Origin of the sequence: Microbacterium sp. GCS4, from assembly GCF_001262495.1 — a bacterium.
Lineage (GTDB): Bacteria > Actinomycetota > Actinomycetes > Actinomycetales > Microbacteriaceae > Microbacterium.
Genome location: NZ_LGYE01000001.1, coordinates 1,011,709 through 1,036,050, shown reverse-complemented (window position 1 = coordinate 1,036,050; position 24,342 = coordinate 1,011,709). Strand labels below are relative to the sequence as shown.

Sequence of the window (24,342 nt, the reverse complement as noted above, 5' to 3'; positions counted from 1 at the left end):
CCCGATGCAGTTCCACCACCACGGCTACGTGTCGGGCGACCCGCGGGTCCTCCCCGCACAGGTCGCCGAGAGACCGAGCGACCTCCCCGACGAGGTCGACGTGCTCATCGTCGGCTCAGGCCCCGCGGGCATGCTGCTCGCCGCGCAGATGTCCCAGTACCCGGGGGTGACGACCCGCATCATCGAGAAGCGCGACGGGCGTCTCGTGCTCGGCCAGGCCGACGGCATCCAGCCCCGCAGCGTCGAGACCTTCCAGGCCTTCGGGTTCGCGGAGCGCATCGTCGCCGAGGCGTACAACATCGGCTGGATGAACTTCTGGGGTCCGAACCCCGAGAAGCCGGACGAGATCATCCGCACCTCGCGCACCGCCGACTACGCGTACGACATCTGCGAGTTCCCGCACCTGATCGTGAACCAGGCGCGCGTGCTCGACTACTTCGCGGAGGCCGCGGCGCACGGACCCGCGCGCATCGCGCCCGACTACGGCGTCGAGTTCACCGGGCTCACGGTGCACGAGGAGGGCGAGTACCCCGTCGAGGTCGGCGTGCGGTACGTCGCCGGGGAGCGCGCGGGCGAGGAGCGGACCGTCCGCGCGAAGTACGTCGCCGGATGCGACGGCGCGCGCAGCGGGGTGCGACAGGCGATCGGCCGCACCCACGTCGGTGCGAGCGCCGCGCATGCCTGGGGTGTCATGGACGTGCTCGTGAACACCGATTTCCCGGACTGGCGCACCAAATGCGCGATCAACTCGGAGGCCGGCAACATCCTGCACATCCCGCGCGAGGGCGGCTACCTCAGCCGGATGTACATCGACCTCGGCGAGGTCGCCGCAGACGACGACCACCGGGTGCGGCAGACCCCGATCGAGGAGGTCATCCGCAAGGCGAACGCGATCCTGCACCCGTACTCGATCGACGTGAAGCAGGTGGCCTGGCACAGCGTGTACGAGGTCGGCCACCGCGTCACCGACGGCTTCGACGACGTGGTCGACGGTTCCGGTCGCACGCCCAGGGTGTTCCTCACCGGCGACGCCTGCCACACGCACAGCGCCAAGGCCGGACAGGGCATGAACGTCTCGATGCAGGACGGCTTCAACCTCGGGTGGAAGCTCGGATCGGTGCTGACCGGACGAGCACCTGAGGCGCTGCTCGCGACCTACGGGGCCGAGCGGCGCCCGGTCGCCCAACAGCTCATCGACTTCGACCGGGAATGGTCGACGCTCATGGCGCGCAAGCCCGCCGAGATCACCGACCCGGCCGAGCTCGCCACGTACTATCTCGCGACCGCCGAGTTCCCCTCGGGGTTCATGACGCAGTACACGCCGTCGATGATCACGGGGACTGCCTTGCACCAGGGCCTCGCGGTGGGATTCCCGATCGGCAAGCGCTTCAAGTCTGCGGAGGTCGTGCGCGTCGGAGACGGCAACGTCGTGCACCTCGGGCACCATGCGCGCGCCGACGGTCGGTGGCGGGTGTACGCGTTCGGCGACCGCGACGGCTCGGCGCTCGCTGCGTGGGCTGCGGCTGCGGAGGGCGTGTTCGAGCTCTTCACTCCGGTGGATGCCGACGCGGATGCCGTGTTCGATGTGAAAGCCGTGTACCAGCAGCCGTACGAGGAGCTGGAGGTCACGAGCGCCCCGGCGCTGTTCCAGCCGAGGACGGGGCCCCTCGGGCTGACCGACTGGGAGAAGGTGTACGCGGCCGGTCCGTCGAAGTGGACCGAGACCGACATCTTCGCCGCTCGCGAGCTGTCGCGGGACGGGGTCGTGGTCGTGGTGCGGCCCGACCAGTACGTCGCGACGGTGCTGCCGCTGGACGCGGTCGACGAGCTCGAGGAGTTCTTCGCAGGGGCTCTGCTGCCGGCGCGCTGACTCGCGGTGGCGTGCGGGGCCGGCGATGGCACGCGCGTTCTGCGGGAGATCACACGATTCGCAGGGTCATACCCGTGGTTCGGTCCTGCGAATCGCGTGATCTCCGTCGTTCCGCGCGGGGCTCGCACCAGCATCCCGATATATCGCCGATGCACGCGATCGATCCCTGGTGGGATGTCGGTGGCTCGGCGTACCGTGAGTCGCGTGCGGGCGCCGACGCCCGCCGGGAGGGTGTGACCATGTCCTGGAAGATCGAGCTCATCTTCGTGCCGGTGAGCGATGTCGACCGCTCGAAGGAGTTCTACACGAAGATCGGCTTCAACCCCGACCACGATCAGGTCCCCTACGAGGGGCTGCGCTTCGTGCAGATGACGCCACCGGGTTCCGCGTGCTCGATCGCGTTCGGCACCGGTCTCGACATCCCGCTCGAACCCGGCCAGCAGAAGACGATCCAGGTCGTCGTGCCCAATGCCGAGGAGGCGAAGGCCCAGCTCACCGCACAGGGCGTGGAAGCGCGAGGCGTCGAGGACCTCGGGTGGGGCCGCTTCGTGTGGTTCGACGACCCCGACGGCAACACCTGGACGCTGCAGGAGCTTCCGGACTACAGCGCGCAGGCCTGAGAACCGGGCACGCTGCTCGTCATCGCGACGCGAGGGCGAGCAGCGACTCCGGTGCGCCCGCGGGGAACAGCACGCGGGTGCCCGCGGCGATGTCGTCGATCGGCACCCAGCGCACCGGACTGCCTTGATCGAGGATCTCGAGCACGGCGTCGAGCGGCACGGCGTCCAGCGCGGTGCTGGTGACTGCGAAGACGTGAGCGATTTCATGACCCCGCTCGCCTTTGTACGTGAAGATGTTCTCGAACACACCCAGAGGCTCGGCGCTGTCGAGCACGACGCCCAACTCCTCCATGTATTCGCGGTGCAACGCCTCGACAGCGGTCTCTCCGAACTCGATGCCGCCGCCGATCGCCCGGAGGAAGTGGAGGTCGCGGGAGTGGTCGTAGCCCTCGAGGGCGAGCACGTGGCCGTCCTTCACGGGCAGGCCGACGGCGATGTTGCGGATGGCAGGCATCCCTGCAGGGTACGCGAGCGTGCGCTCTACGCGATGCGGAACGCGCCGCCGGAGACCTCGATTCCGCCGGACTCCGGGATCGCGACCGTGAGGAGACTCGGGCGACGGACGTGCGCGCCCTGATGGATGCGGATCGTACGTCCGGCATAGCCGTGCTCGCGCAGATACGCGCCGGTCGACGCGGCAGCAGAGCCCGTGGCCGGGTCCTCCGTGATGCGACCGACGGGGAACAGATTCCTTGCGTCGATGTCCGAGCCGTCGCCCGGAACGTGCAGCACGGTCACCGTGCCCAGCCATCCTTGCTCGCGCATCAGCGCGGCGACCTCGGCGGGAGCGAAGCGGAACTGGTCGAAAAGTCCGCGATCCGCGAGCACCACGATCGGATGCCGGTTGCCGGCGAACGCCACGGCGACGGGGAACCGCGGGTCGAGGTCGGAGCGTGCCACGCCCAGCAGGGCGAGCAGACGGTCGAGCACCGCGTCGTCGATCGCGCGCACCTCGGGCTCGACGCTCGTGAACGAGACCGCGACTACGCCGTCCGCTGCGATCGTCGAGCGCAGCGCCACGGGCCCCGCGTTGGTGTCGAACACGACCTCGCTGGGTCCGTCCCGCTCGGCGAGAGCCACCGCGGTCGCCACGGTCGCGTGACCGCAGAAGGGCACCTCCGCGGTCGGCGACCAGTACCGCACGCGGTAGCGCGCCCCGGGAGCATCCGCTGCCCGTCCCACGACGAAGGCGGTCTCCGAGTAGCCGACTTCGGCGGCGATCTCCTGCATCCTCGCGTCCGAGAGGCTGTCGCCGTCGAAAACCACGCCCGCGGGATTGCCTCCATCGGGAGCGGCGGCGAAGGCACTGTAGCGCAGGACGACGGGGGAGACGGTCATGACGTGAGCCTAGCGAGAAGGCGGCGGGCCACTGCGCGGAAGTGGCCCGATCGTCGACCGCCAGCGCCGCTCACGAGTTCACGCGGATGATCTCCTGCTGGTACGGGGCGATCACGTCGCCCGAGATGCGGAGGTCGAGAAGCAGGAAGCGCCGCGTCGCGGGGTCTTCCTGCGACCAGGCGGCGACCCGGTCGAGGTCGTCGAGCGTGCGCACGACCACACCCTCCGCTCCGACTGCGGCGCCGAACGCCGCGAAGTCGACCTCGGGGATGCGCATGGGTCCCTCGGCGAGACCTTTGAGTCCGTAGAGGTTGACCTCGGCGCCGTAGGCGGCGTCGTTCCAGATCACCGCGATGCCGCGACCCGCCGCGGCCCGGACCGCGGATTCGAGATCCGCGATCGCCATGAGCCCGCCTCCGTCGCCGGAGGTCAGCACGATCGTGGAGTCGCGTCGGGCGAGGGCCGCGCCGACGACGCTGGGCCATCCCTGGCCGATCGACTGGAACGCGGTGCCGACCATCATCATGCGGTCGGGTGCGGCGACCGGCCAGTACATGTTCGCCCAGCCGATGAAGTGGCCGCCGTCCGACACGACGACGCGGTCCGCGGGCAGCAGCTCGCCCAGGCGGCGTGCTGCCGACCGGGGGTCGAGACGCCCGTCCGGGGCGAGATCGTCACCGGGTGCGTACGCCCGTGCCGCCACCACGTCGACCGTCTCCCGCCACGGGCCGACGTTCTCCCCGCGGTCACGCAGTCGCGTCACGATCTCCTCTGCCGCCACCCGGGCATCCGCTCGCACGAAGCCGCCCACGTTCGGGTGCGTCGCCGCCGGGGCGATGTCGATCTGGAACACCCGGGTTCCGGGGGCGAACAACTCCCCGAAGCGCATCGTGAACTGGTTGAGCGAAGCGCCGAACACCACGGCGACGTCTGCTGTGCGCACGAGCCCCATGGCGCCGTCGGCGCCGAAGCCGCCCGTCACGCCGAGGTCGTACTCCGCGGCGGGGAACACCCCGCGGCCGAGCGCCGACGAGGCGGTCAGCGCGCCCGTGAGGTCGGCCAGCTCGCCCAGCGCGGGGCCTGCACCGGCGAGCCAAGCGCCGCGGCCGGCGAGGAGGAAGGGCCGCTCGGCACCGCGGAGAGCCGTGGCGATCTCGTCGAGCATGCCCTCGGCGAACTCGCCGCGCGGCGCGAGGGGAGCGGGAAGGCGCGGTGCCGGCGCCTCGGCGACGTCGCCGGCGTCGAGTGACGCGACGTCGTAGGGGATCGCCAAGACCACGGGCACGCGGTAGGTCAGGGCGTGTTCGATCGCGATCACGGTCGTCGCCGCGGCATCCGCACGCCCGACGGTATAGGTGCGGGCGCCGACGGCCGAGGCGAGCGCGATCTGGTCGACGTCCCAGGGGCGCGGACCCGAGGTGGGCTCGTCGCCCACCACGAGCACGAGGGGCACGTGAGCCTGCACGGCTTCGGCGAGGGCCGTGAGGGTGTTCGTGAAGCCCGCGCCGTAGGTGGACGTGCCGGCGGCGATGCGTCCCGAGGCGCGGAAGTGCGCATCCGCGGCGACCACTGCGCCCTGCTCGTGGCGGACGGCGGTGAACACGGCATCCGTCTGCGTCTCGATCGCGTCGAGGAAGTAGGCGTTGCCGTTGCCCATCACGCCGAAGACGGCGTCGATGTGCTGGGCGAGGGTGAGGGCGACGTGCGCGGACACGGTGGGCATGCGGGTGCCTTTCGAGACAGGGACGGAGGAGGAGTTCCGTATGTGTCTCGCCGCCGCGTCGTCGTGGGGCTTCGTGCCTCTTTTTCAAGCACCGGCCGATATGCCGGACAGGTCGATCCTATCGCTGTCGGTTCGTCGCCGGGCCGACTCCCGTGTGTAACATCGCGGAAACCGGGGCAGGGAAACATGCCCACATGGAGTCGCTGTTCAACGGATACGGAGCGCGTCGAACGCCGGGGGCACCGGCGGCCTGGGACGAGATGTTCCCCGCCGATGCGATGTCCGGGTCGGGTGGGGTGCGCGCACCGTACAAGGACATGTATCCGGCGCTCGCCGGGATGGACGACGCCGAGCTGCGTGCCCGCACGGATGCTCTGGCGAGCTCGTACCTCGCGCAGGGCGTGACCTTCGACTTCGCGGGCGAGGAGCGGCCGTTCCCGCTGGACGTCGTCCCGCGGGTCATCGCCGCGGACGACTGGAAGTACGTCGAGTCCGGTGTGAAGCAACGGGTGCGCGCGCTGGAGGCCTTCCTCGCCGATGTCTACGGCCCGCAGCACGCGGTGAAGGACGGCGTCATCCCCGCGTCGCTCATCAGCTCCTCCTCGCATTTCCATCGACAGGCGGCGGGGATCGTCGGCGCGAACGGGGTGCGCATCCACGTCGCGGGAATCGACCTGATCCGGGACGAGGCCGGTGCCTGGCGCGTGCTCGAAGACAACGTGCGCGTGCCGAGCGGTGTGAGCTATGTGCTCGCGAACCGGCGGGTCATGGCGCAGACGCTGCCCGAGCTGTTCACGAGCCTCCGCGTGCGGCCTGTGGTCGACTATCCCGGGCGTCTGCTGCAGGCGCTCCGCGCCGCGGCCCCCGAGGGCGCCGACGACCCGACGGTCGTCGTCCTCACCCCCGGGGTGCACAACTCGGCCTACTACGAGCACACCTTGCTCGCCCGAATGATGGGGGTCGAGCTCGTGGAGGGCCGCGACCTGTTCTGCTCGGGGGGTCGGGTGTGGATGCACACCACGGCCGGACCGACCAGGGTCGACGTGATCTACCGCCGCGTCGACGACGAGTTCCTCGACCCGCAGCAGTTCCGACCGGACTCGGTTCTCGGGGCGCCGGGGCTGATGCTCGCAGCCCGGCTCGGCACGGTCACGATCGCGAACGCGGTGGGCAACGGGGTGGCGGACGACAAGCTCGTCTACACCTACGTGCCGGAGCTCATCCGGTACTACCTCGGGGAGGATCCGATCCTCCCGAACGTCGACACGTGGCGGCTCGAGGAACCGGATGCGCTCGCGGAGGTGCTCGACCGTCTCGACGAGCTGGTCGTGAAGCCCGTGGACGGCTCGGGCGGCAAAGGCCTGGTCGTGGGGCCGGCGGCGTCGCGGGCGACGCTGGACGCGCTGCGGACGCAGCTCCTCGCGGATCCGCGCGGATGGATCGCGCAGCCCGTCGTGCAGCTGTCGACCATCCCGACACTCGTGGACGACGGATTCCGCCCGCGGCACGTCGACCTGCGTCCGTTCGCCGTGAACGACGGGGACGACGTCTGGGTGCTACCCGGCGGGCTCACGCGTGTGGCGCTCCCGGAGGGGCAGCTCGTGGTGAACTCCAGCCAGGGCGGCGGATCGAAGGACACCTGGGTGATCGATCCGTCGCTGCTCACGGGCCCGCTGGCGGCCGTGGTCGGCGAGGCGGATCCCGCGGCAGACGAGGTCTCGCTCGCGACCGGCGCGATCGGCATCGTGAGTTCGGCGCGGGAGGATTCGCATCCGCCGTTCCTGTCGTCGCCGCAGGACGAGGACCTGGACCTGCGGAACCACCAGCAGCAACAACAACAGCAACAGCAGCAGTCGGCGCGCGACGACGGAGGTGACGCATGCTGAGTCGCATCGCGGAGGCCCTGTTCTGGATCGGCCGATACGTCGAGCGGGCCGACGGCACCGCCCGCATCCTGGACGTCCATCTGCAGCTTCTGCTCGAGGATCCCTGGGTCGACGAAGACACGGCATGCCGCGCACTGCTCGCCGTGATGGGCACGACTGCCGACGTCGACGCCGTGCTGAGCCGCGACGACGTCGTGCGGCTGCTCGCGCTGGATCGCGACAACCCGGCATCGATCGCCCACTCGATCGCTGCCGCGAGGGAGAACGCCCGCCGTGCGCGGGAGATCATCTCCACCGACCTCTGGGAGACTCTGAACGAGTCGAACGCCGCCATGCCGCGACGTATCGCCTCTCAACGCACGCACCCGTTCTTCCGGTGGGTCCGCGACCGCTCCGCCCTCGTGTTCGGCGTGGTGGACTCCTCGACGAGCCGGGACGAGGCGTGGCACTTCTTCGTGCTGGGGCGCTCGATCGAGAGGGCGGACATGACGGCGCGACTCCTGGCGACCCGATCGCTGACGGACGCCGGGGGACCGAGCTGGACGACGCTGCTGCGCAGCTGCGGTGCCTACGAGGCCCACCTCCGCAGCCATCGGGCGATCCCGACCGCCGCCTCGGCCGTCGAGTTCCTGCTGATCGGCCGCCGGTTCCCGCGATCGGTGCTGGCCAGCATCCTGCAGGCGGAGGAGTCCCTTCGCGGAATCGACCCCGCCGGGGCGTCGGGCGTGCCCGACCCCGCACACCGCGTGCTCGGCCGGTTGCGGTCGGAGCTCGAATACCGTCCCATCGACGACACGGTGCGCACCCTGTCGGAGAGCATGGAGGAGGTCCAGGTGGGGATGTCGCTCGCGAGCGACGCGATCAAGGAGCGGTACTTCCCGTCGATCGCGATGCCGGTGTGGATCGGAGAGGCGCTGTGAGCCGCCTGCGCATCGTGCACCGCACGGGCTTCCGCTACGCGGACCCCGCGACCGCGTCGTACAACGAGGCGCGTATGCTGCCACGATCCCGGGACGGGCAGTTCGTGCTGCAGGCCGCGCTCGAGATCTCGCCGACCGCCACGCAGCACTCCTATCCGGACTACTGGGGCACCCGAGTGTCGACGTTCGAGGTGCTCACTCCGCATCGGATGCTCACTGTCACCGCGACCAGCGTGGTCGATGTGCGCCCCGCGCAGCCGGACGGACCGCCGATCGGCTGGGACGAGCTCTCCGCCCGCATCTCGCTCTCCCTGGAGCTGGCCGAGTGCGTGGTGCAGACTCCGGCCACGGATGCCGACGAGGAGATGGTCGGGATCGCGCAGCGGATCGTCGCGGGTGGCGCAGGCATCGACGAGATCGCCCTCCGCATCTGCCGGGAGGTCGGCGAGGCGATGGAGTACCGCAGCGGGGTGACAGGGGTCGGGTCCACGGCCCGAGATGCGTGGCCGACGCGATCGGGCGTCTGCCAGGACATCGCCCACGTCACGCTCGGGATGCTCCGGGCGGCGGGGATCCCCGCCCGCTATGTGTCCGGGTACCTGCATCCCGACCCGACGGCGGCGCTGGGGCAGCCGGTCACCGGTGAGTCCCACGCCTGGGTCGAGTGGTACTCGGGGGCGTGGCACGGGTACGACCCCACCAACCTCGTCGAGATCGGCGAGTCCCACGTGTACATCGGACACGGGCGCGACTACACCGACGTCGCGCCGTTGCGCGGGGTGTACGCCGGCCCGAGCGCCTCGGAGCTCTTCGTCACCGTCGAGGTGACGCGTCTCGAATGAGCGGCGCGAGCTGCACGCGACAACTGGGAGAATGAGTCGGTGACGGATTCTTCGATCGAGCGCGAGACGCTCACCTGGGACGGTTTCGGTTCTGCGACGCGGGACCTCGCGCGCGCGATCCTCGAGAGCGGCTTCGAGCCGGAAGTCGTGGTGGCGATCGCCCGCGGCGGACTGCTGCCGGCCGGCGCGATCGCGTACGGCCTCGGCACGAAGAACTGCGGTGCGATCAACGTGGAGTTCTACACGGGCATCGGCACGGTGCTCGACGCCCCCGAGGTGCTGCCGCCCGAGCTCGACATGGCGTACCTGGACGGTCGTCGGGTGCTGCTCGTGGATGACGTCGCGGACTCCGGGCGCACCCTTGCTCTGGCGGTGCAGCTGCTCACGGACAAGGGCGCCGACGTGCGCTCGGTCACGATCTACACCAAGCCGTCGACGATCATCCAGCCGGATTACGCGTGGAAGGACACGGACCTCTGGATCGACTTCCCGTGGTCGTTCCAGGGAACGGTCCGCGAGGAGGACCAGGGGCTGCCGCCCACGGCGTGACCTGTGGTTCGCCGGCCCGCGTTTCCCGAGCGCAGCGCCAGGGGCTGCCGCCCACAGCCTGAGGCGATCGATCCGCCTTCCACCCGTGCAGCACGGGGTCATCCGCGCAGCAGGCCCCGCAGTGCCTGGACCGTGTCGGCGTCGGACGGTTGCTTGTCGGGCCGGTAGCCCTTGACGCGCGCGAACCGCAGAGCGATCCCGCCGGGGTAGCGGGGTGAGCGCTGGACGCCGTCGATCGCGATCTCGACCACGAACGCGGGCTCGAGGAACACTGTGCTCTGCGTACGGCGAGACTCGACGGCGGGGAACTGCTCGGTCTGCCAGCGCAGCAGCTCGTCCGTGAGTCCCTTGAAGGTCTTGCCGACCATCACGAATCCGCCCGGATCGCCGAACTCGCCGTCGGGATCGCGCGCGCCGAGATGAAGGTTCGACAGCCAGCCCTGCCGCCGACCGGAGCCCCACTCGGCGGCGAGCACGACCAGATCGTAGGTCAGCACGGGTTTGACCTTGATCCAGGCCTTTCCGCGACGCCCCGCCGTGTAGGTCGAGTCGATGCCCTTCACCAGCACGCCCTCGTGTCCTGCCGCCAGCGCCTCGCGCGAGAGCCGCTCCGCCTCTTCTGCGTCGTCGGTGATGACGCCGGGCATCCGCCAGTCGGGGGCGATGCGCTCGAGTTCGGCCAGCCGCACCGAGAGCGGCTCGTCGATCAGGTCGCGTCCGTCGATGTGCAGGACGTCGAAGAACCAGGGCCGCAGCGCGAGATCGCGACTCACCTCGGCACCGAACCGCGACATGGTCTCCTGGAACGGGCGCGGTCCGCCGTCCTCATCGAGCGCGAGGGTCTCCCCGTCGAGGATCACGTCGTCCACCGGGAGCGCACGGACGATCTCGACGATCTCGGGCACGCGGTGCGTGATGTCGGCGAGGCTGCGCGTGTAGACGCCCACCTCGTCGCCGTGGCGGTGCACCTGGATGCGAGCTCCGTCGAGTTTGTACTCGACGGACGCGCGGCCGGTCGCCTCGAGCGCGTCCGTCGGGGTGGTCGCCGTGCCGGCGAGCATCGGCAGCACGGGCGTCCCCACCGCGAGGCCGATCGCGTCGAGCTCTTCCTCGGTGCCGGCCAACGCCACCACGGCTGTCTCGCCGAGGTCTCCCGACAGCATCGCGGCGCGACGCACGGTGGCGGCCGGACGGTCTGAGGCCTTCGCGATCGCGTCGAGCAGCACCCCGGCGAGGGCGCCCGTGCGCAGCTCGCCGAGCATCGACCGGGACAGGAAATCCCACTCCCGATCGGTCGACCGTGCCGCGAGATCGGTGAGGATGCTGGTGCGCGCGGACGCCGATCCCGAACCCGACGCCGCCGCGAGCGCGTCGAGCGCGTGATCGACCGCTCCGATCGACAGCTCGGGAGCTTCGACGTGCGTGACCTGGAGCGCCGACAGCCCGCGCCACCCGACGCCGAGCTTGCCCTGCCGTGGCGCCGCGAGCAGGAGGCCGACGAGAGCCGGCAGCTCCCCGGCATCCGCTGTCGACATCAGGGAGGCCAGCGCGTCGATCTTCGCGAGTCGGGAGGAGGTGGCGGTCACCGTCTCGGCGGTGGCGACCACGTCAGCGAGCTTCATGGATGCAGTCTGGCCCGAACCTCTGACATCCGGCCAGCCCCTTGCGGCGCACGAGTGATTCGGGGCGCCTGGAGGCTCAGCGCCCGCGGAATTCCGGGCGGCGCTTCTCCTGGAAGGCAGCGAAGCCCTCGCGGTAGTCGTCCGTGTCGCACAGCGCGGTCTGCGCGGCGTTCTCGAGTTCGATCGACTCCCACAGTGCCAGGCGCTCGTCGCGGATGCGGGCGACGAGCTGTTTGCTCGCGAGGAACGCCGCCGTGGCTCCGCGGGCAGCGGCGGCCGCGGCATCCGCTGTCGCCTGCACGACCTCGTCGTCGGGGAAGACGCGCGAGAAGAGCCCGGCGGCCACGGCCTCCGCGCCGCTCATGAGGCGCCCCGTGTAGATGAGGTCGAGGGTGCGATGCGGTCCGAGCCGGTCGACGAAGTACGCATGGCCACCCGAATCGAGGGTCGCGCCGAGAGCCGCGAACGGCGATCCGATCTTGGCGGACTCGGCGACGTACACCACGTCGGTGGCGATCAGCAGGCCGAGCCCGACGCCCAGGCAGGCACCGTGCGCGACCGCGAACGTCGGGGCGGGGAAGCGCGCCATCCGCTGCAGCAGCGGCGTCACGAGTCCGCCGAGGTAGCCCATGACGTCGTCGTCGCGCGGGTCGACGCCGGAGATGTCGCGGCCGGCGCAGAATGCCCGCCCCTCACCGCGCAGCACGAGCGCACGCACTCCGGCGGCATCGGCCTCGTCATAGGCGCGACCGAGGTCGCGCAACGCCTGCTCGTCGAGGGCGTTGAGCTTCGCGGGGGCGTTCAGCGGCACGGTGGCGACGTCGTCGGCGATCGTGAGATCGATCATCGGGCGCTCCTCGGGGGTCGTGGGCGCCGGGACCCGACATGGTCACTCGTGAGATCGATCATCGGGTGCTCCTCACACGTCGTAGTCGACCACGAGCCGGTCGCTCGTCGGATGGGACTGGCACGTCAAGATATAGCCGCGTTCGAGCTCGTCGGGCTCCAGCGCATAGTTCTCGGTCATCGTCACACTGCCCTCGATAACGCGGGCCCGGCACGTGCCGCACACGCCGCCTGCGCACGCGAACGGCGCGTCGGGACGCACGCGCAACGCGGCGTTCAGCACCGACTCGTGTGCGTCGACCGGGCTCTCGACCGTCGAGGACACACCGTCGAGGTTCACTTCGATCCGCCAGGTGCGCTCACCCTTGCGCACCTCCACGGGGCGGGCGGCCCGCACAGGCTCGTCGCCGGTCGTGAAGAGCTCGAAGCGGATGTGCTCGCGCCCGACGCCGACCTCGGCGAGCACCTCGCGGCACAGGTCGACGAGGGCGAGCGGGCCGCACAGGAACCACTCGTCGACGTCGGCCGGATCGATCAGCATCCGCAGGATCGTCCGCAGCTTCTCCTCGTCGAGGCGGCCCGACAGCACGGGCGCCGTGCGCTGCTCGCGCGACAGCACATGATGCAGCGTGAGTCGGGTCGGGTAGCGGTCCTTGAGATCGGCGAGGTCCTCGAGGAACATCACGTCGAGCGTCGAGCGGTTCGTGTACAGCAGGGTGAACCGCGCGGTCGCCGACTGCGACAGCACGGTGTGCGCGAGGGCCATGAGCGGGGTGATCCCGGAACCGGCCGCGATCCCGACGACGTGACGACGGTCGAGGTCGGGCAGCGCGGAGGTGAAGGTGCCCTGCGGGCTCATCACGTCGATCTCGAAGCCGGGCTGCAGACCCGTCTGCGCCCAGGTCGAGAACAGCCCGCCCTCGTCGCGCTTGACGGCGACGCTCAGGCGGGTGTCCTGTCCGTCCGCGCGCTTCTCGGGAGCGCGACACAGCGAGTACGAGCGACGCACCTCGACGCCGTCCAGTGTGGTGCGCAGGGCCACGTACTGACCCGGCAGGTGGTCGTAGTCGCCCGTGAGCGCTGCGGGCACCGTGAAGGTGACCTCGACCGAGTCGTCGGTGAGGGGACGCACGCTCTCGACGGCGAGAGTGTGGAAGCGGGCGCGGGCCATCAGTGCACCTTGAAGTGGTCGAAGGGTTCGAGGCAGGCGCGGCACTCGTACAGCGCCTTGCAGGATGTCGAGCCGAAGCGCGAGACCTCGCGGGTGTCGAGCGACCCGCACTGCGGGCAGCGCACGCTCAGTGCGAGGCGGATGGGGCCGGATCCCACGGCGGCGCGGCCGGTCGGCGGGGCGATGCCGAAGCGCTCGAGCTTCTGCTTGCCGGCATCCGACATCCAGTCCGTCGTCCATGCGGGGGAGAGGACGAGCGAGACGTCGACGGGGGAGTAGCCGGCGGCCGTGAGGGCGAGCACGACGTCGTCGCGGATCGTGTCCATGGCGGGGCAGCCACTGTACGTGGGCGTGATGTCGACGTGCACGGCCGAACCGTTCACGCGTACGGAGCGCAGAACGCCGAGGTCCTCGATCGTGAGAACCGGCACCTCAGGGTCGGGGACCGCCGCGGCGATGCCCCACGCATCCTTGTCGACCGCCCGGCTCACCACGTCGCCCCCGGATGCCGTCGCGCGAGCACCTGCATCTCGGCCAGCAGATGGCCGAGCGGCGTCGCGTGCGCCCCGCGGCGTCCACCCGCCGAGGAGGCGCTGACCTCGGGAACCGTGAGGTCGGCCTCGGCGAAGACGGTCTCGATCACGGCGTCGAAGCCCTGCCGCAACGAGGACGGTCGCACGGCGGCGTCCCCCAGACGCTCGGTCAGCGGCTCGTCACGGAACAGTTCGTCCACGTAGGGCCACACATCGCCGAGCGCTCGGATCATGCGCTCGCGGGACTCCTCCGTGCCGCCGGCGAGACGCAGCACCCACTGCACGGCGTGGTCGCGGTGGTAGTCGACCTCCTTGCGCGCCTTCTCCGCGATCGCCGCGAGCGTCTCGTCACTGCTCGCGCGCAGCGCGCCGTAGAGGTCCAGCATGTACGTCGAGGCGATCAGCTGCCGGGCGATGGTCTGCGCGAAGTCGCCGTTGGGCTGCTCGACCAGCCAGGAGCTGCGGAACTCCGGCTCATCCCGGAAGTAGGCCAGGTCGTCCTCGCTGCGGCCGTCGTACGAGCCCGCATAGCGGAGGAAGGACCGCGCGTGCCCGAGCAGGTCGAGGGCGATATTGCCGAGCGCGACGTCCTCCTCGAGCTCGGGAGCCCGCGAAATCCATTCGCCCAGCTGCTGCGACAGGATGAGCGCGTCGTCGCCGAGCCACAGCGCGTACTCCGCGATGTCGGCCGATACTGCGACGGTCGAACCGCCCGCGAGCTCGGCGCTCAGCGAGAGCTCGTCGACACTCACCTCGCCGTGGAGGTCGTGAGACTCGTGCCCGCTCACAGGTGCGGTACGCCTTCGGAGGCCGTGTAGTACACGGCGTGGCGGTAGTTCTTGCCCGCGGGACTCTCGAAGTACGCGCCCTTCGCGTCGGGGTCGCTGGTCGTGATGGCCTCGGCGGGAACCGCCCAGATCGACACGCCCTCGCCGCGACGCGTGTACAGGTCGCGGCCGTTGCGGATCGCCATGTCGGCATCCGGGGCGTGCAGCGAACCGACGTGCACGTGGCTCAGTCCGCGGTTCGCGCGCACGAAGATCTCCCACAGCGGCCACGGCTCGCGCTCGTCGGCCCCGGGCGTCGCCATCACGCCACCGCCTTCGCGCCGACCCGCTGCTTGCGGGCGTACTCGGCCGCCGCCTCCCGCACCCAGGCGCCCTCCTCGTGCGCCGTGCGGCGGCGCTCGAGGCGCTCGGCGTTGCACGGGCCGTTGCCGCGGAGCACCTGGAAGAACTCGTCCCAGTCGATCTCGCCGATGTCGTACTGCCCGGCGTCCTCGTTCCAGCGGAGGTCGGGGTCGGGCAGCGTGACGCCGAGGATCTCGGCCTGGGGCACGAGCATCGTCACGAAGCGCTGACGCAGGTCGTCGTTGGAGAAGCGCTTGATCTTCCACTTCATGGACTGCGCGGAGTTGGGGGACTGGTCGTCGGGCGGGCCGAACATCGCGAGGCTGGGCCAGTACCAGCGATCCACGGCGTCCTGCGCCATCCGTCGCTGCTCATCCGTGCCCTGCATGAGGGTGAGCAGGATCTCGAAGCCCTGACGCTGGTGGAAGGACTCCTCCTTGCACACGCGCACCATGGCGCGGCCGTAGGGGCCGTAGGAGGCGCGGCACAGCGGCACCTGGTTGCAGATCGCCGCCCCGTCGACGAGCCAGCCGATCGCACCCATGTCGGCCCAGGTCGGGGTGGGGTAGTTGAAGATCGAGGAGTACTTGGCCGTGCCCGTGATGAGCTGGTCCATCATCTCGTCGCGCGTGATGCCGAGGGTCTGCGCGGCGGAGTAGAGGTAGAGGCCGTGGCCTGCCTCGTCCTGCACCTTGGCCATCAGGATCGCCTTGCGCTTGAGGCTCGGAGCGCGTGTGATCCAGTTGCCCTCGGGCTGCATGCCGATGATCTCGGAGTGGGCGTGCTGCGAGATCTGACGGATGAGCGTCTTGCGGTAGGCGTCGGGCATCCAATCGCGCGGCTCGATGCGCTGCTCGTTCGCGATGAGCTCGTCGAACAGCCGCTCCTCCTCGGTGGGCGCGGCTCCTGCGAGAGACAGGTCTGCGGGTGCGGTCATCATCGACTCCTCACGGAGCGGCAATCTTTACTGACCGCTCGTTAGGTAATTCTGACACGGAGGGATGCGGCATGCAAGACGCGTGCGGCAGCCGCGCGTCAGCGAGAGCGGGAGACCAACTCGAGGAGCGCGCGGCCGTAGGCCTCGGAGGGGTCGGGATGCTCGAAGCGGAACGTCTCGCCCGCGATGCCGATCTCGACCACGAAGGCGTCGTCGAGTCGCGTGAGGGAGCGGAACGTGCCGCGCAGCAGCTCGCGCAACTGGTCCTCACGAGGGAGCCACACGGCATCGGCGAGAGTCACGGCGTCGAGCGCCCACTCGGTCGTGCCGTTGAACGCGAGATCGGTGCCCGAGGGGGTCTGCCGCGCCTCGATCGTCATGGCGCTCACCGTGAACACATCGGCCTCGGCTTCCAGCTCGATCTCCTCGGGGAGGTCGAGCTGGAATCGATCGCCCTCGGCGGGGCGCCACTGCAGACCGGCGTCGCGCAGGGCGGTGGCGAGTTCACGGGTGATCACCTCTCCACGCTACCTGTGGATCGTCGGGGCGGGGATGTCGGGGGTCTGGGGCAGAGTGGAGGCATGACTTCCACTCGTGACGCCGCCCTCTCCGCGCTGCGGGAGCTGGTCGGGCGTCCGGACGCCCGACCCCATGACGTCGAGTTCCACGACGGGCAGTACGAGGCGATCGAGGCGCTGGTCGAAGGGCGAAGGCGTGCGCTGGTGGTCCAGCGCACCGGGTGGGGCAAATCCGCGGTGTACTTCGTGGCGACGCTCCTGCTCCGTCGTCGGGGTGCCGGTCCCACGGTGCTCGTGTCGCCCCTGCTCGCCCTGATGCGCGACCAGATCTCGGCGGCCGAGCGCGCCGGGGTGCGTGCGGTCGCGATCAACTCGACCAACGCGCACGAGTGGTCGGACGTGCTCGCTCAGCTCGATCGCGACGAGGTCGACGTGCTGCTCGTGTCACCGGAGCGGCTCAACAACCCCGCGTTCCGCGAGGAGCAGCTGCCCGCCCTGGTGCAGAGGATCGGGATGCTCGTGGTCGACGAGGCTCACTGCATCAGCGACTGGGGGCATGACTTCCGACCCGACTACCGCCGACTGCGCGACCTGATCGGCGAGATGCCCGCGGACGTGCCGGTGCTCGCGACGACCGCGACCGCGAACAGTCGGGTGGTGGCCGACGTGGCCGAGCAGCTGGGGGTAGGCGGCAGAGGTGCTCCCGATGTGCTGACGATCCGCGGGCCGCTCGCCCGCACCTCCCTGCGCCTCGGCGTGCTGCGGCTGCGCGACTCCGCGAGCAGGCTCGCGTGGCTTCTCAGTCATCTCGACGACCTGCCGGGGTCGGGCATCATCTACACGCTGACCGTCTCCGCGGCCGTCGACACCGCGCGACTGCTGCGCGAGCACGGGCACGACGTGCGCGCGTACACGGGGCAGACGGATGCCGATGAGCGAGCGGAGTCCGAGGGGATGCTCAAGCGCAACGAGGTCAAGGCGCTCGTGGCGACGAGCGCGCTGGGGATGGGATTCGACAAACCCGACCTCGGGTTCGTCGTGCACCTCGGGGCGCCGTCCTCGCCCGTCGCCTATTACCAGCAGGTCGGCCGTGCCGGTCGAGCGAGCGAGAACGCCGATGTGCTGCTGCTGCCCGGAGTCGAGGACCGCGACATCTGGCACTACTTCGCGACGGCCTCGATGCCCGACCAGGAGCGGGCGGAACGCGTGATCGCCGCGCTGGGGGACGCGCCGATCTCCACGCCGGCGCTGGAGGCGATGGTCGACATCCGCCGCACGCCCCTCGAGCTTCTGCTCAAGGTGCTCGACGTCGACGGTGCGGTGCGCCGCGTGCAGGGCGGCTGGGTGGCGACGGGGCAGCCGTGGGTCTACGACGCCGAGCGCTACGAGCGCATCGCCGCCGAGCGTCGGGCCGAGCAGCAGCACATGCTCGACTACGAGCAGACCGCCGGATGCCGCATGGAGTTCCTGCAGCGCACGCTCGACGACGACACGGCGGTGCCGTGCGGGCGCTGCGACAACTGCGCCGGTGTCTGGTTTCCGCAGGAGGTCGGCGCGGACGCGAGCGCTCAGGCCGGGGAGTCCCTCGACCGTGTGGGCGTGCCGATCGAGGCGCGTCGAGCGTGGCCGACCGGTGCCGATCGTCTCGACGTGCCGGTCAAGGGGCGCATCCCGGCCGAGGAGCAGGCGGGGGAGGGTCGGGCGCTGGCCCGGTTGACCGACCTCGGCTGGGGAGGCGCTCTGCGGGGGATCTTCGCGGCCGGTGCGGCGGACGCCCCCGTCTCCCCCGAGCTCCTCGGTGCCTGCGTGCGAGTGCTCGCGGGATGGGACTGGGCGGAGCGCCCGGTCGCCGTGATCGCGATGCCGTCGCGGTCGCGTCCAGTGCTCGTCGATTCGTTGGCCCGCGGGATCGCCGAGATCGGACGCCTGCCGTACCTCGGTGCGCTCGCGCCCGTGAACGGCGGTCCTAGCGGCCAGCCCGGCGGCAATAGCGTGTTCCGCCTCGCGGGACTGTGGGACCGGTTCTCGGCCGACGGCATCGAGGTGCCTCCCGGGCCCGTGCTGCTGGTCGACGATCTGGTCGACAGTCGCTGGACCCTCACGGTCGCGGCGCGCACGCTCCGCCGCGCCGGGGCGACCGGGGTGCTGCCGTTCGCCCTCGCGCTGCGCGGTTGAGCGGAGCTGTCCGGCCGACAGGGGCTGCGCTGCCGTTCGCCCTCGCGCTGCGCGGTTGAGAAGAGCCTCGCGCTGCGCGGTTGAGCGGAGCCTCGCGCTGCGCGGATCTCCTGTCAGTCCTCGGCCAGTGCGGGCGCGGGCGGCCAGCTGCTCGCGCCGAGCTCGCGGGAGATGTTCCGTGCGGTCTCGCGCAGCGCATCGAGCACGGCGTCGGTCGCGGGTGCCTGCGATGTGGGCATCACCACGGCGACCGCTGCGACGATCTCGTTCGAGGCGTCCGCGACGGGGGCTGCGACCGAGGACTCGCCGAGCACGGCCTCATCGACCTCGGCGGCGCTCGCACGGTCGAGGATCGCCGGGAACTCGAGCGTGAGCCGCGCGACGTCCGTGATGGTGTCACCCGTGAGGCTGCGCAGCGGCTGCTCGAACACGGTGCGCTGGAACCCCGCGTCGTAGGCGAGCAGCACCTTGCCCATTGCCGAGGCGTGGGCGGGGATCGCGACGCCGGTCTCGAGCATCTGCCGGCTGTCGTCGGGGCGGAGGTCGTGGTGGATCACGAGCACTTCGTGGAAGTGCGGGGCGCCGAGGCGGACAGGGAGGTTCGTGCGACGCGCGAGTTCTTGCGTCCAGCGCATGGCGCGCGCGCGGACGTCGAGCGTGTCGAGGTAGACGTTGCTGAGGCGCAGCAGGGTCGGTCCGAGCATGTAGCGCTGCCCGCCGCGCTCTTTCGCGACGAGGCCGTGCTCGCGCAGCGACTTCACGATGCCGTGCACGGTGGACGGGGGGAGCGCGAGCGCCGCAGCGAGGTCGGTGATGCCGAGATGACGGGCGCCCTGCAGCAGCTCCAGCACTTTGGCGGCGCGATCGATTGCCTGGATCATCGGGGTCTCCTTTCGCCTGAGTCTCCCTTGACAAGACGGCAGACCACGAGCATATTCGACATTGACGAATATCTTTCCGATTTCTTCGGAAAGCCGCGCGGCCGAGATCAAGGGAGATCCACCATGAAGAAGCTCATCAACGCTCCGGAAGACGTGCTCGTCGAATCGCTGAGAGGGGTGGCCCTCGCGCATCCCGAACTCGCGGTCGACCTCGAGACGCACGTGATCACGCGCGCGACTCCCAAGGCGCAGGGCAAGGTCGCCGTCGTCTCCGGCGGCGGGTCCGGCCATGAGCCGTTGCACGGCGGATTCGTCGGCGAGGGGATGCTCGACGCGGCCGTCGCGGGGGAGATCTTCACCTCGCCCACACCCGACCGCGTGCAGGCAGCGACCAAGGCGGTCGACCGCGGCGCCGGGGTACTCCACATCGTGAAGAACTACACGGGCGATGTGCTGAACTTCGAGATGGCCGCCGAGCTCGCCTCGATGGAGGGCATCGAGGTGGGCACGGTCGTGGTGGACGACGACGTCGCGGTGCAGGACTCGCTCTACACCGCCGGACGACGCGGTGTCGGACTGACCGTGCTGCTGGAGAAGATCGTCGGAGCCGCCGCCGAGGAGGGGCAGGATCTGGCGTCGGTGGTCGCGCTCGCGCAGCGCGTCAACGGACAGGGGCGTTCGATGGGAATGGCGCTGACGAGCTGCACCGTCCCCGCCGCGGGTAAACCCACGTTCGACCTGCCCGAGGACCAGATGGAGATCGGCATCGGCATCCACGGCGAGCCCGGACGCCACCGCGAGCCCCTCGCCCCGGCATCCGAGATCGCGCGTCAGCTCGTCGAGCCGATCGTGGCGGACCTCGACCGCACGGGTCCCGCGATCGTGATGGTCAACGGCATGGGGGCGACGCCGCAGATCGAGCTGTACCTGATGTACGCCGAGGTGGCGGCGCTGCTCGAGAAGGCGGGTGTGCAGATCGTCCGCAACCTCGTCGGCAACTACATCACCTCGCTCGACATGGCCGGATGCTCGGTCACCGTGCTCGCGGCCGACGACGAGATCCTGCGCCTGTGGGATGCCCCGGTCAGCACTCCCGGCCTGCGGTGGGGGGTGTGAGCCGATGACGGACACGATCGGCACCGCCGCACTCGTCGACTGGGTCACCCGCTATCGTGACGTCGTCACCGAGAAGAAGGAGTGGCTCACCGAGCTGGACTCCGCGATCGGCGACGCCGATCACGGTGCGAACATGTCCCGCGGCATGGCCGCCGTGGTCGACAAGCTCAGCGCGGATGCACCGGGGACGGTCGACGACCTGCTCAAGGGCGTCGGAATGACGCTCGTCAGCTCGGTGGGAGGGGCGAGCGGACCGCTGTACGGAACGCTCTTCCTGCGGATGGGCATGACGGCGGGTCCCGTGACCGAGCTCGACGCCGCAGGCCTCGCGGGGGCGTTGCGCGCGGGCCTCGAGGGCATCGTCGCTCGGGGCAAGGCCGAGGCGGGCGACAAGACGATGTTCGACGCGATGGCGCCCGCGGTCGATGCGATGGACGCGGCGATCGCCCGCGGAGCGGGTCTCGCCGATGCGAGCAGAGCCGCGGCGACCGCGGCGGCACTGGGCCGGGACGCCACGCTGCCGCTCGTCGCGCGCAAGGGGCGCGCCAGCTATCTGGGAGAGCGCAGCGCGGGTCACCTCGACCCCGGCGCGGCCTCGGTCACGCTGCTGTTCGAGTCGCTGGCCGACACGATCGCCGGCTCGTCCTGATGATCGGCGTCGTCGCCGTCTCTCACAGCGCCAGGCTCGGGGAGGCGGCGCTCGAACTCGCCCTCCAGATGGTTCCCGGAGGAGGGGCGCAGGTGCGCGTCGCGGCCGGGGCGGGGACGGATGCCGACGGCGCGGCCGTCCTCGGCACCGACGCGGTCGCCGTCGCCGCCGCGATCGACGAGCTCGCCGTGGACTGCGAAGGCGTGCTCGTGCTCATGGACCTCGGCTCTGCGGTGCTGAGCGCCGAACTCGCCCTCGACCTGCGCAGCAGTGAGGTGCCGGTCCGGCTCGCTCCCGCGCCGTTCGTCGAGGGACTCCTGTCGGCCGTGGTGTCGGCGGCTGGGGGAGCAGGGCTCGACGCAGTCGCGCAGGAGGCCGCGGGGGCACTCGCGGCGAAGGCGGGCCAGCTGAGCGAGGCGGAACCGCCCCCGGAGGTCGCACAGAGCGCGTCCGATCCGGACGCCCTCACCCGCACGGTCCGGGTCCGCAATCCGCTGGGCATCCACGCGCGTCCTGCGGCGCTCATCGCGGAAACCGCGGCGGGAACCGACGTGCGTCTGCGGCGCCTCCCCGACGGCCCTGAGGCGTCGGCCGCGAGCCTGTCGCGCCTCCTCGTGCTCGGGGCGCGCCAGGGCGACGAGCTGGAGCTGTCGGCGAGCGGCCCCGGCGCCGCGGCGATTCTCGACCGTCTCAGCGCTCTGTTCGACGAGGGATTCGGTGAGGGCACGGAGCCGGCATCCGTCCGTTCCGTTCCGATCACGGAGCCCACCACGGAGGGGAGCGATGACGCCGCTGCTCTGCCGACGAGCCCTCTCGCCGCAGGTGCGCTGCTGCGCGGTCGGGGGGTGAGCGCGGGTGCGGCCGCGGCGCCGGTCGTCCGTGTCGCGCCGGCGCTCACCGAGCCCGACCCCGCCGTGCGGATCGCGCCGGAGGAGCGGGACGCCGAGGTCTCGGCGATCGAATGGGCCTCGGTCGCCGTCGCCGATCAGCTCCGTCGACGCACCGAGGCCGCGACGGGTGAGGCGAAGGCGATCCTCGACGCATCCCGACTGCTGGCCTCCGACCCCGAGCTCGTCTCGGACGCGACCGCACTGGTGCGCGCGAAGGGGCTGAGCGGCACCAGGGCCGTGTGGGAGGTCGGTGCCGCGCACGCCGCGAGACTGTCGACGCTCGGCGGTCGCATGGCCGAAAGGGTGGCCGACGTCCTCGACGTCCGCGACCGGATCATCGCCGAACTCCTCGAGGTGGAGATGCCGGGGGTGCCCGAGCGCGAGGAGCCGTTCGTCCTCGTGGCGCGTGACCTCGCTCCCGCCGACACGGCGGCGCTCGAGGGAGGGCAGTGCGTGGCGCTCGTGACGGAGGACGGGGGACCGACCTCGCATACGGCGATCATCGCGCGTGCGCTGGGGCTTCCGGCCGTCGTGGGCGTCGAGGGCGCGGCGCGGATCCCCGCGGGAGCGACGGTGCTCGTGGACGGGGATCGCGGCACCGTGCAGCTGGACCCGTCGCCCGCGGCCGTCGAGAGGGTGCGAGCAGGATCCGAGGTCGTCGCGTTCGACGGTGCCGGGGTGCTCGCCGATCGCCACGCCGTTCCGCTGCTCGCCAACGTGGGTGGGGCGGCCGATGCCGAGACGGCAGCCGCGGCGGGGGCCGAGGGGGTCGGGCTGTTCCGCACCGAGTTCTGCTTCCTCGATCGCGTCGACGCACCTGACGTCGCCGAACAGGTGGCCGCCTACCGTGCCGTGCTCGCGCCTTTCGCGGGGCACCGGGTGGTGGTGCGCACTCTCGACGCGGGAAGCGATAAGCCGTTGCCCTTCACGCACCCCGAGCCGGAGGAGAACCCGGCGCTCGGCGTCCGGGGGCTTCGCCTCGCCCGTCGCGCTTCGCAGCTGCTCGACGACCAGCTGCGCGCAGTCGCCGAGGCCGCGGAGGCCGAGTCTGCGCGCGTCGAGGTCATGGCGCCGATGGTGGCGACGATCGAGGAGGCGCAGGCCTTTGTCGAGCGCTGCCGCGCAGCGGGGCTGACCCGCGCCGGCATCATGGTCGAGACGCCGTCCGCGGCGCTCCTCGCCTCCGAGCTGTTCGACGTCGTCGACTTCGTCAGCATCGGCACGAACGACCTGGCCCAGTACACGATGGCCGCGGACCGCCTGCTCGGCGCGCTCGGAGATCTCAACGATCCGTGGCAGCCTGCCGTCCTGCGTCTCATCGGCGCGGTGGGCGACGCGGGCCGTGCCAGCGGGAAGCCGGTCGGGGTGTGCGGCGAGGCTGCGGGCGACCCGGCGCTCGCGCCCGTGCTGGTGGGATTGGGGGCGAGCTCGCTCTCGATGACGTCGCGCGCCCTCGGGCGGGTGGGAGCCGCGTTGCGCCGCGTCACGACGGAGCAGTGTCATCGGGCGGCCGACGCTGCACGGTCGTCGTCGTCGGCGGAGGAGGCGCGGGAGGCGGCGCGCGCCGTGGTCGACGCATGATCCCTCTTTACTAACCGATCGTTCAGTTAGTATGGTCGGGTCGGATGCCGCAGCGCGGCGTCTCACGCGACGAGGAGGTCGACGATGACGGATGCGACGACGGGTACGACGACCCGGACGACGGCGACGAGCGTCCCGCCCAACCGGGCCATGATGCAGCGCGATCGCGCGTCGGCATCCCTCGGCCTCCTGGTGGAGCGCGACGACCCCGGCCACGCCGTCGTCTCGATGCGCGTGCGCGATGACATGACCAACGGCTTCGCCATCACGCACGGCGGCTTCGTCTTCGCGCTCGCGGACACGGCCTTCGCGATCGCCTGCAACGAGGACGACCGCGTCACGGTCGCCGCCGGCGCCGACATCTCGTTCCTCAAGCCGACGGTGTCGGGTCAGACCCTGACCGCGACCGCCGTGCGCCGCTCCCGATCGGGGCGCTCCGGCATCTACGACGTGACGGTCGTCGACGAGCAGGGCGACACGGTCGCCGAGTTCCGCGGCCGGTCACGCACCACCTCCCAGACGTTCTGAACAGACCCCGGAGCACT

General features: G+C 70.8%; 23 protein-coding genes. 11 read left to right on the top strand and 12 right to left on the bottom strand.

Features of this window, described 5'->3' with window-relative positions; translation table 11 throughout:
* Nucleotides 1-4 precede the first annotated feature (4 nt).
* Nucleotides 5-1,870, top strand: a complete 1,866-nt coding sequence (locus AKH00_RS05085) for an FAD-dependent monooxygenase (protein ID WP_050722062.1) — start codon at nucleotides 5-7, stop codon at nucleotides 1,868-1,870.
* A gap of 239 nt (nucleotides 1,871-2,109) precedes the next feature.
* Nucleotides 2,110-2,490: a VOC family protein gene (locus tag AKH00_RS05080; RefSeq protein ID WP_050722061.1), complete on the top strand. Its 381-nt coding sequence runs from the start codon at nucleotides 2,110-2,112 to the stop codon at nucleotides 2,488-2,490.
* Between the two features lie 19 nt (nucleotides 2,491-2,509).
* On the opposite strand, the gene AKH00_RS05075 is transcribed toward AKH00_RS05080, so the two are convergent.
* The 3 genes from AKH00_RS05075 to AKH00_RS05065 form a co-directional block, all read right to left on the bottom strand.
* Nucleotides 2,510-2,944 (bottom strand): NUDIX domain-containing protein, encoded by a 435-nt coding sequence (locus tag AKH00_RS05075; protein ID WP_050721564.1) that lies wholly within the window; start codon nucleotides 2,942-2,944, stop codon nucleotides 2,510-2,512.
* A 26-nt stretch (nucleotides 2,945-2,970) separates the two neighbouring features.
* The gene (locus AKH00_RS05070) at nucleotides 2,971-3,828 is read right to left on the bottom strand and encodes a PhzF family phenazine biosynthesis protein (protein ID WP_050721563.1); all 858 of its coding nucleotides are present in this window, start codon (nucleotides 3,826-3,828) and stop codon (nucleotides 2,971-2,973) included.
* Between the two features lie 70 nt (nucleotides 3,829-3,898).
* Nucleotides 3,899-5,551 carry a thiamine pyrophosphate-binding protein gene (locus tag AKH00_RS05065; protein WP_050721562.1) on the bottom strand — a complete coding sequence of 551 codons (1,653 nt, stop codon included), beginning with the start codon at nucleotides 5,549-5,551 and terminating at the stop codon, nucleotides 3,899-3,901.
* Between the two features lie 194 nt (nucleotides 5,552-5,745).
* Between AKH00_RS05065 and AKH00_RS05060 the strand changes: the two genes are divergently transcribed.
* Genes AKH00_RS05060 through AKH00_RS05045 form a run of 4 tightly spaced genes read left to right on the top strand, consistent with a single transcriptional unit; the run spans nucleotide 5,746 to nucleotide 9,748 of the window.
* Nucleotides 5,746-7,437 carry a circularly permuted type 2 ATP-grasp protein gene (locus AKH00_RS05060; protein WP_050721561.1) on the top strand — a complete coding sequence of 564 codons (1,692 nt, stop codon included), beginning with the start codon at nucleotides 5,746-5,748 and terminating at the stop codon, nucleotides 7,435-7,437.
* Nucleotides 7,431-8,357, top strand: coding sequence for an alpha-E domain-containing protein (locus AKH00_RS05055; RefSeq protein WP_050721560.1), 927 nt, complete (start codon nucleotides 7,431-7,433; stop codon nucleotides 8,355-8,357). Before AKH00_RS05060 ends, AKH00_RS05055 begins: the two co-directional genes overlap by 7 nt.
* A complete protein-coding gene (locus tag AKH00_RS05050; RefSeq protein WP_050721559.1) occupies nucleotides 8,354-9,199 on the top strand; it encodes a transglutaminase family protein in 846 nt (281 codons plus the stop codon). The genes AKH00_RS05055 and AKH00_RS05050 overlap by 4 nt, the downstream gene beginning before the upstream one ends.
* A gap of 39 nt (nucleotides 9,200-9,238) precedes the next feature.
* Nucleotides 9,239-9,748, top strand: a complete 510-nt coding sequence (locus tag AKH00_RS05045) for a phosphoribosyltransferase (RefSeq protein WP_050721558.1) — start codon at nucleotides 9,239-9,241, stop codon at nucleotides 9,746-9,748.
* Between the two features lie 98 nt (nucleotides 9,749-9,846).
* On the opposite strand, the gene AKH00_RS05040 is transcribed toward AKH00_RS05045, so the two are convergent.
* The 8 genes from AKH00_RS05040 to AKH00_RS05005 all read right to left on the bottom strand — a co-directional run bounded on the left by AKH00_RS05040 (nucleotide 9,847) and on the right by AKH00_RS05005 (nucleotide 16,505).
* The gene (locus tag AKH00_RS05040) at nucleotides 9,847-11,370 is read right to left on the bottom strand and encodes an ATP-dependent DNA ligase (protein WP_050721557.1); all 1,524 of its coding nucleotides are present in this window, start codon (nucleotides 11,368-11,370) and stop codon (nucleotides 9,847-9,849) included.
* Between the two features lie 76 nt (nucleotides 11,371-11,446).
* Nucleotides 11,447-12,217: an enoyl-CoA hydratase/isomerase family protein gene (locus tag AKH00_RS05035; RefSeq protein ID WP_050721556.1), complete on the bottom strand. Its 771-nt coding sequence runs from the start codon at nucleotides 12,215-12,217 to the stop codon at nucleotides 11,447-11,449.
* A gap of 72 nt (nucleotides 12,218-12,289) precedes the next feature.
* Nucleotides 12,290-13,387: a 1,2-phenylacetyl-CoA epoxidase subunit PaaE gene (paaE, locus tag AKH00_RS05030; RefSeq protein ID WP_050721555.1), complete on the bottom strand. Its 1,098-nt coding sequence runs from the start codon at nucleotides 13,385-13,387 to the stop codon at nucleotides 12,290-12,292.
* The gene (paaD, locus tag AKH00_RS05025; protein WP_152926099.1) at nucleotides 13,387-13,878 is read right to left on the bottom strand and encodes a 1,2-phenylacetyl-CoA epoxidase subunit PaaD; all 492 of its coding nucleotides are present in this window, start codon (nucleotides 13,876-13,878) and stop codon (nucleotides 13,387-13,389) included. The genes paaE and paaD overlap by 1 nt, the downstream gene beginning before the upstream one ends.
* A complete protein-coding gene (paaC, locus tag AKH00_RS05020) occupies nucleotides 13,875-14,708 on the bottom strand; it encodes a 1,2-phenylacetyl-CoA epoxidase subunit PaaC (protein ID WP_050721553.1) in 834 nt (277 codons plus the stop codon). The genes paaD and paaC overlap by 4 nt, the downstream gene beginning before the upstream one ends.
* Nucleotides 14,705-15,010: a 1,2-phenylacetyl-CoA epoxidase subunit PaaB gene (gene paaB / locus AKH00_RS05015; protein ID WP_050721552.1), complete on the bottom strand. Its 306-nt coding sequence runs from the start codon at nucleotides 15,008-15,010 to the stop codon at nucleotides 14,705-14,707. Before paaB ends, paaC begins: the two co-directional genes overlap by 4 nt.
* Complete coding sequence (paaA, locus tag AKH00_RS05010) at nucleotides 15,010-15,987, bottom strand: 1,2-phenylacetyl-CoA epoxidase subunit PaaA (RefSeq protein WP_050721551.1); 978 nt, start codon at nucleotides 15,985-15,987, stop codon at nucleotides 15,010-15,012. Before paaA ends, paaB begins: the two co-directional genes overlap by 1 nt.
* A gap of 98 nt (nucleotides 15,988-16,085) precedes the next feature.
* Entirely contained in the window at nucleotides 16,086-16,505 is a 420-nt protein-coding gene (locus tag AKH00_RS05005; RefSeq protein WP_050721550.1) for a hypothetical protein, read from the bottom strand.
* 63 nt (nucleotides 16,506-16,568) lie between these two features.
* On the opposite strand from AKH00_RS05005, the gene AKH00_RS05000 reads away from it, so the two are divergent.
* Entirely contained in the window at nucleotides 16,569-18,680 is a 2,112-nt protein-coding gene (locus tag AKH00_RS05000) for a RecQ family ATP-dependent DNA helicase (protein ID WP_050721549.1), read from the top strand.
* A gap of 113 nt (nucleotides 18,681-18,793) precedes the next feature.
* Here AKH00_RS05000 and AKH00_RS04995 read toward each other — a convergent pair whose 3' ends face one another.
* Nucleotides 18,794-19,561: an IclR family transcriptional regulator gene (locus AKH00_RS04995; protein ID WP_050721548.1), complete on the bottom strand. Its 768-nt coding sequence runs from the start codon at nucleotides 19,559-19,561 to the stop codon at nucleotides 18,794-18,796.
* 123 nt (nucleotides 19,562-19,684) lie between these two features.
* Here AKH00_RS04995 and dhaK point away from each other — a divergent pair, with 123 nt between their 5' ends.
* The 4 genes from dhaK to paaI all read left to right on the top strand — a co-directional run bounded on the left by dhaK (nucleotide 19,685) and on the right by paaI (nucleotide 24,325).
* Entirely contained in the window at nucleotides 19,685-20,677 is a 993-nt protein-coding gene (gene dhaK / locus AKH00_RS04990) for a dihydroxyacetone kinase subunit DhaK (RefSeq protein WP_050721547.1), read from the top strand.
* Between the two features lie 4 nt (nucleotides 20,678-20,681).
* The gene (gene dhaL / locus AKH00_RS04985; protein WP_050721546.1) at nucleotides 20,682-21,326 is read left to right on the top strand and encodes a dihydroxyacetone kinase subunit DhaL; all 645 of its coding nucleotides are present in this window, start codon (nucleotides 20,682-20,684) and stop codon (nucleotides 21,324-21,326) included.
* Entirely contained in the window at nucleotides 21,326-23,797 is a 2,472-nt protein-coding gene (gene ptsP / locus AKH00_RS04980) for a phosphoenolpyruvate--protein phosphotransferase (protein ID WP_082297406.1), read from the top strand. The genes dhaL and ptsP overlap by 1 nt, the downstream gene beginning before the upstream one ends.
* 84 nt (nucleotides 23,798-23,881) lie before the next feature.
* Nucleotides 23,882-24,325, top strand: a complete 444-nt coding sequence (paaI, locus tag AKH00_RS04975) for a hydroxyphenylacetyl-CoA thioesterase PaaI (protein WP_050721545.1) — start codon at nucleotides 23,882-23,884, stop codon at nucleotides 24,323-24,325.
* Nucleotides 24,326-24,342 lie beyond the last annotated feature (17 nt).

Coding starts and splice junctions, on each gene's coding strand:
- AKH00_RS05085 (WP_050722062.1), top strand. CDS start 5: ATGCAGTTCCACCACCACGGCTACGTGTCGGGCGACCCGCGGGTCCTC.
- AKH00_RS05080 (WP_050722061.1), top strand. CDS start 2,110: ATGTCCTGGAAGATCGAGCTCATCTTCGTGCCGGTGAGCGATGTCGAC.
- AKH00_RS05075 (WP_050721564.1), bottom strand. CDS start 2,944: ATGCCTGCCATCCGCAACATCGCCGTCGGCCTGCCCGTGAAGGACGGC.
- AKH00_RS05070 (WP_050721563.1), bottom strand. CDS start 3,828: ATGACCGTCTCCCCCGTCGTCCTGCGCTACAGTGCCTTCGCCGCCGCT.
- AKH00_RS05065 (WP_050721562.1), bottom strand. CDS start 5,551: ATGCCCACCGTGTCCGCGCACGTCGCCCTCACCCTCGCCCAGCACATC.
- AKH00_RS05060 (WP_050721561.1), top strand. CDS start 5,746: ATGGAGTCGCTGTTCAACGGATACGGAGCGCGTCGAACGCCGGGGGCA.
- AKH00_RS05055 (WP_050721560.1), top strand. CDS start 7,431: ATGCTGAGTCGCATCGCGGAGGCCCTGTTCTGGATCGGCCGATACGTC.
- AKH00_RS05040 (WP_050721557.1), bottom strand. CDS start 11,370: ATGAAGCTCGCTGACGTGGTCGCCACCGCCGAGACGGTGACCGCCACC.
- AKH00_RS05035 (WP_050721556.1), bottom strand. CDS start 12,217: ATGATCGATCTCACGATCGCCGACGACGTCGCCACCGTGCCGCTGAAC.
- paaE (WP_050721555.1), bottom strand. CDS start 13,387: ATGGCCCGCGCCCGCTTCCACACTCTCGCCGTCGAGAGCGTGCGTCCC.
- paaB (WP_050721552.1), bottom strand. CDS start 15,010: ATGGCGACGCCCGGGGCCGACGAGCGCGAGCCGTGGCCGCTGTGGGAG.
- paaA (WP_050721551.1), bottom strand. CDS start 15,987: ATGACCGCACCCGCAGACCTGTCTCTCGCAGGAGCCGCGCCCACCGAG.
- AKH00_RS05000 (WP_050721549.1), top strand. CDS start 16,569: ATGACTTCCACTCGTGACGCCGCCCTCTCCGCGCTGCGGGAGCTGGTC.
- AKH00_RS04995 (WP_050721548.1), bottom strand. CDS start 19,561: ATGATCCAGGCAATCGATCGCGCCGCCAAAGTGCTGGAGCTGCTGCAG.
- dhaK (WP_050721547.1), top strand. CDS start 19,685: ATGAAGAAGCTCATCAACGCTCCGGAAGACGTGCTCGTCGAATCGCTG.
- dhaL (WP_050721546.1), top strand. CDS start 20,682: ATGACGGACACGATCGGCACCGCCGCACTCGTCGACTGGGTCACCCGC.
- ptsP (WP_082297406.1), top strand. CDS start 21,326: ATGATCGGCGTCGTCGCCGTCTCTCACAGCGCCAGGCTCGGGGAGGCG.
- paaI (WP_050721545.1), top strand. CDS start 23,882: ATGACGGATGCGACGACGGGTACGACGACCCGGACGACGGCGACGAGC.